The organism is Nocardioides sp. AX2bis (assembly GCF_902506435.1).
Classification (GTDB): domain Bacteria; phylum Actinomycetota; class Actinomycetes; order Propionibacteriales; family Nocardioidaceae; genus Nocardioides.
On sequence record NZ_LR733215.1, the window covers coordinates 1,216,282 to 1,230,753 of the forward strand.

A 14,472-nucleotide genomic window follows, 5' to 3' on the forward strand; every position below is an offset into this window, starting at 1 on the left:
TACCCCCAGACGAGGGCGCCGGCCACGTTGACCAGGGCGAAGGGCAGGGACACCGGTCCGCTCTCGGCGACCCCGAGGACGTTGGTGGCCAGCCCGACCCCGGCACCGTGCCACGGGCCGAGGGCGATCGCGGCGAGGGCCGTGCCGACCATGTCGAGGTGCACCGGGAGGTCGAGGAGCTCGACGAGACCGCGACCGGCGAGGTTGAGCAGGACGCAGGCCGTCAGCAGCGCGAGCACGTGGGTGCGCGGGGACCGGGGTGCGGGCGGCGGGGGCGCGCAGCAGGCCGGCCATGTCCTTGATGGCGAGCACGTGCGCACCGGCCCGACGATCCGCTCGGCCAGGCGCAGGTAGTAGTCGAGGGTGTAGAGCCGCTCGCCGGGGTCGGACAGGTCGCCGGTGTAACAGAGCGCCACCTCGGCCACCGACGTGCCGGTGGCACGCACCGCGTCGATCGCCGGACGCATCTGGTCGACGTCGTTGAGCGCGTNGGGTCGTGGTGACCGTGCTGGCGATGCTCTGGGTCGGCTGGCTCGGCCGCGAGGGTCGCGGCGAGGTCGACCGCGAGACCGCCGTCCGCCGGATGGGCGAGGCGCTGTCGTCCCCGAGCCGCACCCCGGGGTACGCCGTGGCGCCCCCGGAGGCCGACCGCAGCACCGGCGTCGCCGTTCGCCCGTCCCGCCGCGCCTCCTGACCACCGCCTCCTGACCAGCGCCTCCTGACCAGCGCCTCCCTGCCGGACCGGGTTGGGCGGGATGAGACAGTGGGGCCGTGAACCAGCGACTGATCGCCGCCCTCCTCGCGGCGCCGCTGGTCGTGGTCCTCGTGCTGGTGGCCGCCCTCGTGCCGCTGCCGTTCGCGACCTACGAGCCCGGTGACACCTTCGACGTGCTCGCCGAGAACGGCGGCTCCGAGATCATCCAGGTCGACGGGGCGAAGGTCTACCGCGACGACGGCCAGCTGCGGATGACGACCGTGCTGGTCTCCGTGCCCGGCCAGCGCAAGAGCCTCTTCGACGTGGTCGGCACCTGGTGGGACGAGGACGACGCGGTCTACCCCTACGACGCGATCTACGGCGAGGAGGACACCGCCGAGGAGAGCGACATCGAGGGTCAGGTCGAGATGGTCTCCTCCCAGGACACCGCCACCGCGGTCGCGCTGCGCGAGCTCGGCTACGACGTGCCGACCCGGATCCAGGTCAGCTACGTCGACGCCGACACCCCCGCCGACGGGGTGCTGAAGGCGCGCGACGTCGTGCTGCAGGCGGCGGGGGAGCGCGTACGCACCGGCGACGACATCGTCGAGGCCGTCCAGGCCACGCCGACCGGCGACCCGCTGAGCCTGACGGTCGAGCGCGGTGACGAGGAGCGCCAGGTCGAGGTCACCCCCGAGCAGGTCGACGGCGAGCAGCGGATCGGCGTCCGGATCGGGCTCGGCTTCGAGCTGCCCGTCAACGTCCAGGTCAACATCCCGCCGGCCATCGGCGGGCCCAGCGCCGGGCTGATGTTCTCCCTGGCCATCTACGACACCCTGACCCCGGGCTCGCTGACCGACGGCCGCTCGATCGCCGGCACCGGCACGATCGGCCCCGACGGGGCCGTCGGCCCGATCGGCGGCATCGCCCAGAAGGTCGCCGGCGCGCGCGCCGACGGCGCCGGGCTCTTCCTGGTCCCCCCGGCGAACTGCGAGGACGCCCTCGCCGCCGACAACGGCGCGATGCGGCTCGCCCGCGCCGACACCTTCGAGGCCGGCCTGGAGGCGGTCCAGGACTGGACCGCGGACCCCGACGCCGACCTCCCGTCCTGCGAGGACGCCGGATGACCGACGACGCACCCGACCACCCCGCCGACTCCCCGACGGGCGACCCGAGCGGCGCCCCGGGCGGCCCCACCCCGCCCGGCGAGCTCGAGGCGGACGTCGACCCGGCCCTGGCCTCGGCCGTGCTGGAGATCGAGCAGCACGTCGCCACCGCCGGCTGGGACCAGCCGGCCCGCCTCTACGCCCTGGTCGAGACCGCCCGGCTGGTGGCCGGCGAGCCCGAGCTGGCCGCGGCGATGGGTCTGGACGAGTCCGCCGCGGCCGGGTCGCTGACGCCGGTCGAGCAGGAGGACCTGCGCGCCGACCTGCCCCTGGAGCAGCAGCTGGAGCAGATCGGCTGGCCCGACGGCGTCGCCGGCTGCGCGGCGGTCGTCGAGCGCTTCGTGCTGCCCCCGGGCGTCGACGACGACCTCCCGGACGACCCGGCCGCGCAGGCCGAGTTCGCCCGCACCCACCCCGACCGCCAGGAGCTGCGGATGGTGGCCGGGGCGACCCGCCACGGGGCGTCGTACTGCGTGCTGAGGTTCCGCTCCCACGACGACGACGCCGCGGTCGTCGGCGGCACCGACCTCGTCCCGGGGCTGCTGGCGCTGGTGCGCGAGACCCTGGCTGACGACGGGGCCGACCACGAGGCCCCGGAGGGATCCGGGGACCTCTCAGGGTGACCCCGGCATCATGAGTACCACCGACCCCACCAGTCGCCGGGTCCTCCGCGCGACGCAGTCCCGCCCCCTGCCGCACCCCGCAAGGAGAACACCCACGTGAGCGAGCTCTTCGACGACGAGGACCCGCGCCGGACCGCGCCGCCCCCTCCGCCCGGCCCCTCCCGCCGCGCCAAGGCGCTGCTGGCCACCGCCGGCATCCTGGTGGTGCTCTTCTTCGCGCTGACCGCTTTCGCCGCGCTCTACACCGACCGGCTGTGGTTCTCCTCGGTCGGCTACACCGAGGTCTTCACGACCCTGCTGTGGACCCGCGTCGGACTGTTCGCGGTCTTCGGCATCCTGATGGCCGTCGTGGTCGGGCTCAACATGGCCCTGGCCTTCCGGTTCCGCCCCACCACGCGGATCGCGACCCCGGACCAGAACAACCTGGAGCGCTACCGCCAGACCATCGCGCCCGTACGCCGGGTGCTGCTGGTCGGCGTGGCCGCGGTGATCGGCATCTTCGCCGGCACCTCCGCGCTGGGGCAGTGGCGCGAGTACCTGCTGTGGCGCAACGGCACCGACTTCGGCAGCACCGACGCCTACTTCGACCGCGACATCGGGTTCTTCGTCTTCGACCTGCCGTGGCTGCACTTCATCACCGACTTCGCGATGGCCCTGATGGTGGTCTCGGCGCTCGCCGCCGGCCTCGTGCACTACCTGTACGGCGGGATCCGCCTCCAGGCCAAGCGCGACAAGATCTCCGGCGCCGCGCAGGTCCAGCTCTCGGTGCTGCTCGGCATCTTCGTGCTGGCCAAGGCCGCCGACTACTTCCTGGACCGCTACGACCTGGTCCTGCAGGACGGCAACCTCTTCACCGGCATGCACAACACCGACTTCAACGCGGTGCTGCCGGCGCGCAACATCCTGGCCGGCATCGCGCTGGTCTGCGCGCTGCTGTTCTTCGTCAACGTGTGGCGCCGCACCTGGCAGCTGCCGGCCGTCGGTCTCGCGCTGCTGGTGCTGTCCTCGATCCTGATGGGGATGATCTGGCCGGCCGTGGTCCAGCAGTTCCAGGTCAAGCCCTCGGAGGCCGACCAGGAGGCCGAGTTCATCGCCGCCAACATCCAGGCCACGCGGCAGGCCTACGACCTGGAGGACGTCGAGCCGCAGGAGTACGTCTCCGAGGCCGACGTCACCGCGACCGCCGCCCAGGGCGTCGCCGGGTCCATCTCGTCCGTGCCGCTGGTCGACCCGCAGCTGGTGCGCCGCACCTTCGAGCAGCGCCAGCAGGCCCGCAACTACTACTCCGTGGCCCCGGTCCTCGACGTCGACCGCTACATCATCGACGGGGTCGACCGGGCGCTCGTGCTCGGTGCCCGCGAGCTCGACCAGACCGGCATCCCGGAGGCGGACCAGAACTGGTCCAACCTCCACACCGTCTACACCCACGGCGACGGCATCATCGCCGCCTACGCCAACCAGCGCCCCAAGAACAACAGCACCGAGCAGACGGTCGCGACCGACGCGGACCCGGAGGCGTCATCGAGCTCCGACAGCGCCGACGGTGCCGTGTGGGCCGAGGGCATCGAGACCAACCAGGACGACCTGACCGAGCTCAACGAGGGCTACGAGAGCCGGATCTACTTCGGCGAGCAGTCGCCGTCGTACTCGATCGTCGGCAAGGCCGAGGAGGGCGACGAGGACGTCGAGCTCGGCCTGGCCGGCACGACCGCCGACCAGACCACGACCTACGACGGCGAGGGCGGCGTCGAGATCGGCGGCCTCTTCAACCAGCTGCTCTACGCGGTGAAGTTCGGCGAGCCCAACTTCCTGCTGTCGGGGCGCGTCAACGAGAACTCCAAGCTGCTCTACGACCGGGCGCCCAGCGAGCGCATCCAGAAGGTCGCCCCCTGGCTGACCCTGGACAGCGACGCCTACCCCGCGATCGTGGACGGCCGGGTGCTGTGGATCGTGGACGGCTACACCACGACCGACCAGTTCCCCAACTCCCAGCGCGAGTCCTTCGACACGATGACCGACGACTCGCTGCAGGACGCGACACCGGGCTTCCAGACGGTGCCGACCGACGAGATCAACTACATGCGCCAGGCAGTGAAGGCCACCGTCGACGCCTACGACGGCACGGTCACGCTCTACGCCTGGGACGAGGAGGACCCGATCCTCCAGGCCTGGACCTCGATCTTCCCCGACAGCGTCGAGCCCAGGTCGGCGATCTCCGACGAGCTGCTCGAGCACCTGCGCTACCCCGAGGACCTGTTCAAGGCGCAGCGCTACCAGTACGCCCGCTACCACGTCACCGACCCGGTCGACTTCTACCAGGGCAACAACCGCTGGGCGGTGCCGGACGACCCGAACGTCGAGGGTGCGCTGCAGCCGCCGTACCGCCTCTTCACCGGCCTCCCCGCCGCGGAGGGCGAGGAGGTCGAGGGTGCCGACGAGCCCGACCCGAACGAGGCCGTCGCCGAGCAGACGTGGTCCCTGACCTCGACGTTCGTGCCGTTCGAGCGCGAGGTCCTGGCGTCCTTCGTCTCGGTCAACTCGGACGCGACCTCGGAGGAGTTCGGCCAGATGTCGGTGCTGGAGCTCCGGGACCTGAACACCCCGGGCCCGGGCATCATCGCCAACGAGTTCAGCCAGGACCCGGGGGTCGTGTCACGACTGCTGCCCTACCGCGACACCGCGGAGCCTGCGTTCGGCAACCTGCTGACGCTGCCGGTGCAGAACGGCCTGATCTACATCGAGCCGATCTACGCCCAGCGCTCGGCCTCGGAGTCGGCGTACCCGATCCTGCAGTTCGTCACGGTGTCGTACGGCGGTGAGGTCGGCATCGACACGACGCTGACCGGCGCGCTCGCCAACGCCTTCGGCGTCGACGACATCGGCACCACCACCCAGGACCCGGGCACCGGGACCGGCGGCGGGGCCGGCGGCAACGGGAACGGCAACGGCGGCGGGAACGGTGGCCAGACCGACCCCGGCTCCCTCGACGAGCAGATCCTCGACACGCTGCGCCAGGCCCAGCAGGCGTTCGACGACGCCGACGCCGCGGCCGCCGAGGGCGACCAGGTCGAGTACGCCCGGCTGGTCGTCGAGGCGCAGCAGCTGATCTCGGACGCCACCGCCCTGGCCGACGAGCGTGACGCGGCCGCGGGCGACCCGGCCGCCGGGGAGTGAGGCACGCTGCCGCACGTTCGTGTGCCTGATGGGGCTTCCGGCCCCCACGAACGTGTGGCAGCGGCGGGTCGCATGACCCAGGCCACACCCACCCGATTTGGCCGCGGCACCCCCCGTCCCGTAATGTTCGATTCACCGACGCGGGGTGGAGCAGCTCGGTAGCTCGCTGGGCTCATAACCCAGAGGTCGCAGGTTCAAATCCTGCCCCCGCTACAAGAGAACCGAATGGTTCGCAGCCTGGCCCCCACGTCTCGTGGGGGCCATTGCTGTCTCCCGGCACCGCGGGTGCGGAGCCGCGCCAGGACGTTGCAGGACGTCGTCGTCCGCCCGGTCCCGGGCCGGGCCCTTCTCAAGGTGAGACACGTCACACCACCCGTTCTCGCTCGAATGGGCGGCGGCACGAACAGCCACGAGCGAGAGCTCGACGCGGCACCGAGACCCGCGTGCTCCCCGGCGGGTCGCGCCTTGTCCCGACGAGCGCGACCGCGCGTCGGATCACCTCGACGAAGGAACACGCACATGACTCCGAGACTGAAAGCCCTGCTGCCGCTCAGCGTCGCCGCAGGCCTGCTGGCCTTCCTCTGGCTGGAGGTGTCGCTCAACGACGCGGCGGGGGTGCCGCTGAGCGTCTGACGCATGCCGTCGAGCGGGGCAGCCATGGTCGGGCGCCCGCTCCGGGCTGTCGTATGGGGGCATGACCACCGCCACCACCACCGCCGGGACTGCGTCCCTGCTGGGCGCCACCCTCGCGACCGCCATGGTCGCCGGGCTGCTGTTCTCGTTCGCGCACTCGGTGATGCCCGGGCTGGGCACGCTCGACGACCGCGGCTTCCTGACGTCGTTCCAGCGGATCGACGCCGCGATCTCGAACCCGTGGATGATGCTGACGTTCCTGGGCAGCCCGGTCCTGACGCTGGCTGCGCTGCTCCTGCACCTGCCCGGTCGGAGCCCCGCGGTCCCGTGGCTCGTCGTGGCGCTCGTGCTGGTCGTGGCGACCGTCGTCATCACCGGCGCGATCCACCTGCCGCTGAACGCGGCGGTCCAGGACGCCGCCCCGGACCTCGTCGACAGCGCTGGTCTGCGGGCCCGCTTCGAGGAGCGCTGGATCCGCTGGAACGTCCTGCGCACGGTCACCTCCACCGGGTCGCTGGCCTGCTTGGCCTGGGCCCTGTTCGTCGCCGGCCGCGCGGCCGGCTGATCGTGTGCCACCGACGGTCGGAGCAGGTCCGGGAGGCGGACCTGGACTGCACCTCGCGGGGATCTCGATCGCTAGCCTGACCGGCATGGACGTGCTGGAGGCGTTGCTGGACGGCCCCCGGGCGCGGCGGGCCTTCCTGCTCCGCGCCCTGCTCGACCCGCCCTGGTCCCTGCGGATCGAGGACGAGGCGCCGCTGTGCGTCCTCGCCGCGCTGCGCGGCGACGCCTGGCTCTGCCCCGACGGCGAGCAGCCGGTCCGGCTTCCGGAGGGCCACGTGGCCGTCGTCCGCGGACCGGAGCACTACACGCTCGCGGACCGGCCGGACACCGCCCCGGACGTGGTGATCCACCCGGGTGGCCGGTGCACCAGCGTCGAGGACGGACGCGGGCTGGGGGACGAGTGGTCGCTCGGAATCCGTACCTGGGGGCGGGACGCGGCGGGGGAGTGCGTGCTGCTCGTCGGCACCTACGAGGGAGAGGGGGAGGCGAGCAGGCCTCTCCTGTCAGCCCTGCCCCGGGTCGTGCTGCTCGACCCGGACGATGCCGGGTCCGGCCTGCTCCGCGTGCTGGTGACCGAGATGCAGGTCGAGGCGCCCGGCCAGCGGGCGCTGCTGGACCGGTTGCTGGACGTCGTGCTCATCTCCGCGCTCCGCACCTGGTTCACCGGCCGGGAGGCGCAGGCGCCCGGATGGTTCCGTGCCCAGGACGACCCCGCCGTCGGCGCCGCCCTGGCGCTGCTGCACCAGCAGGTGGCCCACCCGTGGACGGTGGCCGAGCTCGCCCACCGGGTGGGCGTGTCCCGGGCCGCCCTGGGGCGGCGGTTCACGGCCCTGCTCGGCGAGCCGCCGATGGCGTACCTGACCGGCTGGCGCCTGGCCCTGGCAGCGGACCTGCTGTGCGCCTCGGACGCGACCGTCGCCTCGATCGCCGGTCAGGTCGGGTACGGCACACCGTTCTCGCTGAGCGCGGCGTTCAAGCGGCACTACGGCCTGAGCCCGCAGCAGTACCGGTCGGGGCGCGCCAGCGCCTGAGTCGGCGGCCCAAGGTCGGCACAAGGCAGGCACGTCATCGTCGGTGCTGAGAGACCAGGCGCGCAGACGGTGCGCCGGGAGGAGGAGCCCCGATGACATCCCTCAGCCGCCGTGACGTGCTCAAGATCAGTGTTTCGGGGATCGGGGTCGCCGCGCTCGGCCTGACGCTGCCGCTCGGGGAGTCCGCGAGCACCGCCGACTGGATCAGCACGGCGCCCAAGCCGGCGAGGTTCGCCCGGAGGCTCCCGCTGCCGCCGGTCCTGGTGCCGACCCCGATGAGCGACGAGCACGGCGACTTCCTGCACTTCGACCTGACCGAGCGCTCGGCGTCAGCCCAGGTGCTCGACCCGGGTTCGCCGTCGACCACGGTCTTCGGGTACGCGGCCCCGGGCGCGGCACCCACCGTGCCTGGCCCGCTGATCAGGGTCGACCAGGACACCCGGGTACGCCTCCGGGTCTCCAACGAGCTCCCTCCGGTCCACCCCACCTTCGGCCACCAGGTCGCGACGTCGGTCCACCTGCACGGGTCGGCCTCGCTCCCGCAGTACGACGGGTACGGCGACGACGTCTCGCGGCCGGGACAGGTCAAGGACTACTGGTACCCGAACCACCAGGGTCCGCGGACGCTCTGGTACCACGACCACGGAGTCCATCAGACCGCCTGGAACGTCTACAGCGGGATGGTCGCGCAGTACCACCTGAAGAACGCATGGGAGACCGAGAACCTCCCCCAGGGGGCCTACGACGTCCCGCTGGTGATCAGTGACGCGATCTTCGCCAAGGACGGCTCCCTGGCCTACCTGGACCGGGACCACTCCGGCCTGTACGGCGACGTGATCACCGTCAACGGGGTGCCGTGGCCCTACGTCGACGTCCAGCGCCGGTTCTACCGGTTCCGGGTCCTGATGGCCACGCTCTCCCGCTCCATGACGCTGCGCTTCGTCAACACCCGGACCGGTGCCACCCTGCCGACCTGGGTGGTGGCGACCGACGGCGGCCTGACGATCCCGCAGAAGGTCACGAGCTGGCGGCACGGCGGCGCCGAGCGCTACGAGGTGATGGTGGACCTCGGCACGTGCCGGGTCGGGGACCGGGTCGAGCTGCAGAACGCCAGCAACAAGAACAACCGCGACTACCTCTACACCGGCAAGGTGCTGCAGCTGAGGGTCACTGCCGAGTCGACCGACTCCCGGTGGAACGCGGTGCCCACACCACCGGCCGGCGAGCTGCACCCGGTCATGTCGATCCCGGTCACGGCCTCGCGGCGGACCCGGGACATCGACCTCGAGCACGACGACCTCACCAACGAGTTCATGATCAACGGCCGCACGTGGGAGGACGTCGTCGCCTCCGACTGGAACGTCTTCGCCGACGACAGCGGCGACCCGCCGAGACCGGGGGAGGTGGAGATCTGGCGGATCGAGAACAAGTCCGGCGGGTGGTTCCACCCCCTGCACATCCACCTGGTCGACTTCCGCATCCTCAGCCGCCGGGGTGGCGCCGGTCGGGTCCAGCCGTGGGAGCGGGGGCCGAAGGACGTCGTCTACGTCGGGGAGGGCGAGATCGTCGAGGTGCTGGTGCTGTACGGCATGGCACCGGCCACCTACCGGGACGGGCGCTCGACCGGTCCGGCCGGAGCGACCGGCGACCAGGGCGGTCGCTACATGATCCACTGCCACAACCTCGCGCACGAGGACCACGACATGATGAGCCAGTTCCTCGTCGCCGCGCAGGACGGGTCCGTCGACCTGTCGCCCACGCACCCCAACCACCCCGTCTTCGCGGCCCCTCCGCAGTGAGACCGGGGGCGGCGGCCCTGGCGCTGACGCTCGTGGTCGGAGGCTCGACCGGCGTGGTGTGGGTCGTGCGGACGTCCGTGGTCACCCCTGTCCGCATCGACTCGGCGAGCATGGCGCCCACGCTCGAGGCCGGGGACGTCGTCCTGGTCTCGCGGTGGGCGCCCGAGGTGGAGGACCTCGCGCACGGCGACCTGGTCGTGTTCGTCGACCCGCGCCAGGGCCGGCGCACGATCAAGCGCGTCGTCGGGCTCCCGGGGGAGGCCGTCGTGGTCCTCGACGGGGTGCTGCACGTCGACGGGGCGCCCGTCGAGGAACCGTGGGTGGACCCCGCCACGGTCGACGGCTACTACAGCCGGACCTTCGAGGTCCCCGACCACCACGTGTTCGTGCTCGGCGACAACCGGGGCAACTCCGTGGACTCCCGCGACTACGGGGCCGTGGACGAGGAGGCACTGACCGGCAGGGTGCTCCTCGGGTCCTGACCCCGAGGCTGGTCCGGAGCAGTGGCGTCCGGCCGGGCGGGCCGCGACCGGGCAGCGAGCACCCAGGTCACCACGGCGACGCCGGCCAGCGCCAACGCCGCCAGCCCAGCGATCGTGCCTGCGAGCCGCTGGTCCTCGACGGGGTCCACCCATCCCAGACGCAGCTCGAGGAACCAGGCGGAGGCCAGCAGGTCGTCGGCGCCCCGCAGCTGGATCGCCAGCACCGCGAGGCACGCCACCACCGGGAGCAGCCAGCCGGCCCACTCGGTCGAGGGTCGGCGTTCCGGCGCCTCTGCGGCGAGCACGGGCCACCACAGCGCGAGGCCGCACGCCAGGGTGAGGGCCACCACCACCAGGTGCCACCAGGAGGAGCCCAACGACTGGCTCACCACCGGGGTGCGGTGGACCACCGTCAGCAGGACGCACGTCGCGAGCGCACCGGTCAGCGGCACGGCCAGGAGGTGGCGTACCCCGGCGGGCAGGTCCCGGGCGCCGGCGCCCCGGGCGAGGTCGACGGGACGCCCCAGCAGCAGCAGCGGCGGCACGACGAGCAGCAGCACCAGCTGCTGCGCCAAGTGCACGCTCAGCAGGAGCGGGGCGTACGTCGCGATCCCCGAGCACAGCGTCACGGCCGCCACGGCGGTGCCCGTGACGAAGCACCGGGTCCGGTGCCGGGGCCAGTCCCGAGCCTCGGCGGATCGCCGGCGTCGGGTCGTGAGATAGGCCGCGAGGCCCGCCCCGAGCACGAGCAGCACCACCGCGTCAGGTCGCCAGGCACCCAGCAACGAGGTCAGTGACAGCGGGTCGACCGTCGCGATCTCGTGGACCACGACCCCGGGGTCCGGGTCCGGCGGCGGGGTGCGGGAGAGCGCGGTCGCCAGACCCGCGGCGGCGGCCATCAGGAGCAGCTCCGCGGCCGCCAGCCGCAGGAAGGCCCCCGGCTCCTGCGCCACCACCCGCGGCACCGTCACCCGACGGTGTCGTGCCCCGACCACGCCGAGGGCGACGAGCACCACCGTCTTCGCTGCCACCACCGCCGCGTACCCGCTGACCCAGGCCGTCTGCCAGCCGGCACCGCTCAGGGGGAGCGTGGCGGACACAGCGACGAGCCCGGACCCGGCGAGGGCGGTGTAGGCGACGAGCGCGAGCGCGCTGAAGCGCGGCACCGCGACGGCGAGACCGCCGGGGTCCGTGCGCAGGTGCAGCACCAGGCCGGCCAGCCCACCGGCCCAGACGAGGGAGGCGGCGACGTGGACGACGAGCCCGCCCAGGGAGAGCCCCCCGTCGTCGGACGAGGCCAGGTGGCCGGCCACGGGCGATGCCAGGGCAGCCGCCAGGGCGAGTGGCACCAGCGCGGCGGCGCGGCGACGGGTGGCCGAGGCGCCCGAGGCCGCCGCCACGAGGGCGGCGAGCGCGGCGGTGGCCAGGGTCGGGGTCGTCTCGCCGGTGGCCGACCACGGCAGCAACCGACCCGCGGGCACCGTCGTCAGGGTGGCCCCCACCGTGTCGCACACGACGAGGACGTGCCCGAGGACCGCCGTGACGGTCCACGCCACGGCGGCCCGTCGTGCCGAGCGGACCGCCCGCGCCACGGACACCGGGTCCTGCGGCCCGAGCACGCCCGCCACGAGGAGCGAGCCGACGGTGAGGGCCGCGGCGAGCAGGCCCGCCAGCCTGACCACCGGGGTGCCCCAGCCGACCACGGGCCCGGGGTCGGCGATGCCTGAGGGGAGGTCCGGGGGCGCGCCGCCCGCGGCGAGCAGCGCCACCACCACGCTCGTGCAGGCGACCGCCAGACATCCGGCGGCGACCACGCGGACGGTCGCTGCGGGGCGGGCCACCGGGCCGGTCTGATCCATGCTCCGACCGTCGCACCGCGCGGTGGGGAAAACCTCGGGGCCGCACCGGCCCGAGGTGAGCCCAAGGTCCCACCCGCACCCTGGCCGGGTCGTAGCGCTTCCGGCCGCGACCTGACGGAGGAGATGAGCACCATGGCACCACCGATGGCCCCCAGGGCCGGCACCCTCACCCGCACCCGGCGACGAGTGACGACCGTCGTCGTCGCGGGTCTCGTCGTCGCGTCCCTCTCGGTGGGTGCGCAGGGTGCCCCGGTCGCGCCCACGGAGCCGGACGGGACCTTGAAGGCCCGCACCGGGCGCCTCGTCGAGGCCGGCCCGACCGCCGAGCACGGCTTCCCGGCCTGGTACCGCGACAGCAACGGGGTGCGCCTGGAGGCCTGCACGACCCTGGACGACCCCTTGTGCTCGACCCTGCCGGACGAGGTCCCCGACCCCGGCTCACCGGTCTCCTTCCCGGACAACTTCCCGGGGGAGTTCTTCTACCAGCTGGCCGGGGCCGAGGTCACCGGGAACGGCGTGGACATGAGCATCGGGATGGACCTCGAGGGCGCCTGGGCAGCCGAGGAGGTGGTGGACGGGGACCAGATGGTCTTCGGCCGGATCCGGATCCGGGACCGGGGCCTGACCGACGGCGAGTACCGCGTGACCCACCCGTACGGCGTCGACGTCTTCGAGGTCGCCGGTGACGGCATCAACTACACCCAGGACATCGGGACCACTCCCGGGGCCTTCGGACAGGCCCTCAGCAGCAGGGTCGGCCCCTTCCTCGTCTGGGACCCGGCGGTGGCACCTGCGGCACCCGCCGGCTACGTGGGGGACCCCGGCGTCCCCCACTCGGTGGTCGGGAGCCCGTACGGGACGAACTTCGTGTCCGTCGAGCGCCGCGACGACACCGGCGGCTGGACCGAGCTGGCACGGACCGACCAGCTCAGCGTCCAGGGGCGGCACGCCACGAACTCCGGCGTCGACGTCCGGGCGGCGACCTACAGCGTCGGTGCGGACGGGCGTGGCTTCGTCGACGTGTACGCCACGTCCGACGCGGGGCAGTCGATCCGGGTGCGCGACGCCGGGCTGGGCTTCGTCGAGACCGGCATGGAGGGTGACCGCGGTGCCTACTACGGCCGCTTCGCCGTCGACCGCGAGCCCGACGGGCGGTCACTGACGGTGGTCAACGCCGGAGACCGCCCGGTCGCGCAGAAGCAGGCAGTGCTGACCGACGTCGTGACCGTCCACCGCGCCACCTACGACGCCGACACCGACCTGCTGACGGTGTCGGCGTCCTCCAGCGACCAGGACTCGACCCCCGGTCGTCTGCGGGTGCTCGGGGAGCCACTGGTCGACGGGAGGGTGGTCATCAGCACCGTGGCGCCGACCGCGACCGTCACGGTGACCTCGGACAAGGGCGGCACCACCACCGTGCCGGTCGACACCACCGGCGCCGGGATGCAGGCGGAGAAGCCGGTGGCGGCGGCCTTCGCGAACCCCGCCGACGCCGCCCCCGGCCAGCGCGTGACCCTGACCGGGACCGGGTCGACCGGCACCATCGGGACCTACGCCTGGCGCCAGGTGCCGGGCACCGTGACCGAGGACGTCGAGGTCACCCTGCCCGACGGGTCGACCGGGACGCAGCCCTCCACCGTGGAGGTGCCGGTGACCGACCTCAACCGGGTGTCCCTCGCCGGCGCCGACTCGGCCGTCGCCACCTTCGAGGCACCGGCCGGCGCGACCGGCCCGCTCGCCTTCGAGCTCGTCGTCTCCGGGCCCGCCGGCACCAGTGAGCCGGTGGTGGTCGCCGTCAACGTGGTGGCGCCCTCCCCGACCGACCCCCTTCCTGCGCCGACGGCCGACGCGGGCCCGGACCAGGCCGTGCGGCGCGCCTCCACGGTGCAGCTCGACGGCACGCGCAGCGCGCTGGTCGACGAGATGGTCTGGACCAGGCTCAGCGGTCCGGCGGTCACGCTGACGGGGGCCACCACGCCGCGCGCCTCCTTCGTGATGCCCTCGATGCCGCTGCCCACCAGCACCACCGGGACCAACCCCGGGTACGCCCCGACGGACGAGCCGGTGGTCCTGCGGCTGACGGTGACCGGTCAACGGGGCCAGCAGTCGACCGACGAGGTGACGGTGGTCCCCGCACCGGACACCCTGGCCGTCACCGCGGCTGAGTTCAGGGCGGGCAAGGAGTGGCGCGTGGCGGGCACGTCGAGCGTCCTGGCCGGCCAGCGGGTGGCGGTCGTGCTCGGCAGCACCCTCACCGGTCGGGTGCTGGGGTTCGCGACGGTCGACGCCACCGGCGCCTGGGTCTTCCGAGGGGCAGGCGCGGTCGTGCCGCCGGCGGCGACCACGACCGTCAGCGCCGTGAGCGCCCTCGGAGGTCGGGTGACCGGGGCCGCCTTCCGACGCCGGTGACAGGCACCGCCGTGCGCCGCGCCTGCACCGGCGGCGCA

General features: G+C 73.2%; 9 protein-coding genes and 1 tRNA gene. 9 read left to right on the forward strand and 1 reads right to left on the reverse strand.

Going from position 1 to position 14,472, the window contains the following annotated elements; all coding sequences use genetic code 11:
* Window positions 1–771 precede the first annotated feature (771 nt).
* The 8 genes from GV155_RS05795 (at window position 772) to lepB (ending at window position 10,166) form a co-directional block, all read left to right on the forward strand.
* Window positions 772–1,821 (forward strand): YlbL family protein, encoded by a 1,050-nt coding sequence (locus tag GV155_RS05795; RefSeq protein ID WP_160006082.1) that lies wholly within the window; start codon window positions 772–774, stop codon window positions 1,819–1,821.
* Window positions 1,818–2,483, forward strand: a complete 666-nt coding sequence (locus GV155_RS05800; RefSeq protein WP_201300076.1) for a PPA1309 family protein — start codon at window positions 1,818–1,820, stop codon at window positions 2,481–2,483. The genes GV155_RS05795 and GV155_RS05800 overlap by 4 nt, the downstream gene beginning before the upstream one ends.
* A 96-nt stretch (window positions 2,484–2,579) precedes the next feature.
* Complete coding sequence (locus tag GV155_RS05805; protein WP_160006084.1) at window positions 2,580–5,657, forward strand: UPF0182 family membrane protein; 3,078 nt, start codon at window positions 2,580–2,582, stop codon at window positions 5,655–5,657.
* Window positions 5,658–5,796: 139 nt separating this feature from the next.
* Window positions 5,797–5,870, forward strand: a tRNA-Met gene (locus tag GV155_RS05810).
* 481 nt (window positions 5,871–6,351) lie between these two features.
* The gene (locus GV155_RS05815) at window positions 6,352–6,855 is read left to right on the forward strand and encodes an anthrone oxygenase family protein (RefSeq protein WP_160006086.1); all 504 of its coding nucleotides are present in this window, start codon (window positions 6,352–6,354) and stop codon (window positions 6,853–6,855) included.
* An 85-nt stretch (window positions 6,856–6,940) separates the two neighbouring features.
* Window positions 6,941–7,885 carry an AraC family transcriptional regulator gene (locus tag GV155_RS05820; RefSeq protein ID WP_160006088.1) on the forward strand — a complete coding sequence of 315 codons (945 nt, stop codon included), beginning with the start codon at window positions 6,941–6,943 and terminating at the stop codon, window positions 7,883–7,885.
* A gap of 92 nt (window positions 7,886–7,977) precedes the next feature.
* Window positions 7,978–9,684 (forward strand): multicopper oxidase family protein, encoded by a 1,707-nt coding sequence (locus GV155_RS05825; protein WP_160006090.1) that lies wholly within the window; start codon window positions 7,978–7,980, stop codon window positions 9,682–9,684.
* Between the two features lie 77 nt (window positions 9,685–9,761).
* Entirely contained in the window at window positions 9,762–10,166 is a 405-nt protein-coding gene (gene lepB / locus GV155_RS05830) for a signal peptidase I (protein ID WP_236554453.1), read from the forward strand.
* Here the strand turns inward: lepB and GV155_RS05835 are convergent.
* A complete protein-coding gene (locus GV155_RS05835; protein ID WP_160006094.1) occupies window positions 10,112–12,025 on the reverse strand; it encodes a cytochrome c oxidase assembly protein in 1,914 nt (637 codons plus the stop codon). The two genes, lepB and GV155_RS05835, sit on opposite strands and share 55 nt — an antisense overlap.
* A 132-nt stretch (window positions 12,026–12,157) precedes the next feature.
* On the opposite strand from GV155_RS05835, the gene GV155_RS05840 reads away from it, so the two are divergent.
* Window positions 12,158–14,434, forward strand: coding sequence for a PKD domain-containing protein (locus GV155_RS05840; RefSeq protein WP_236554053.1), 2,277 nt, complete (start codon window positions 12,158–12,160; stop codon window positions 14,432–14,434).
* The last annotated feature ends 38 nt before the right edge of the window (window positions 14,435–14,472 follow it).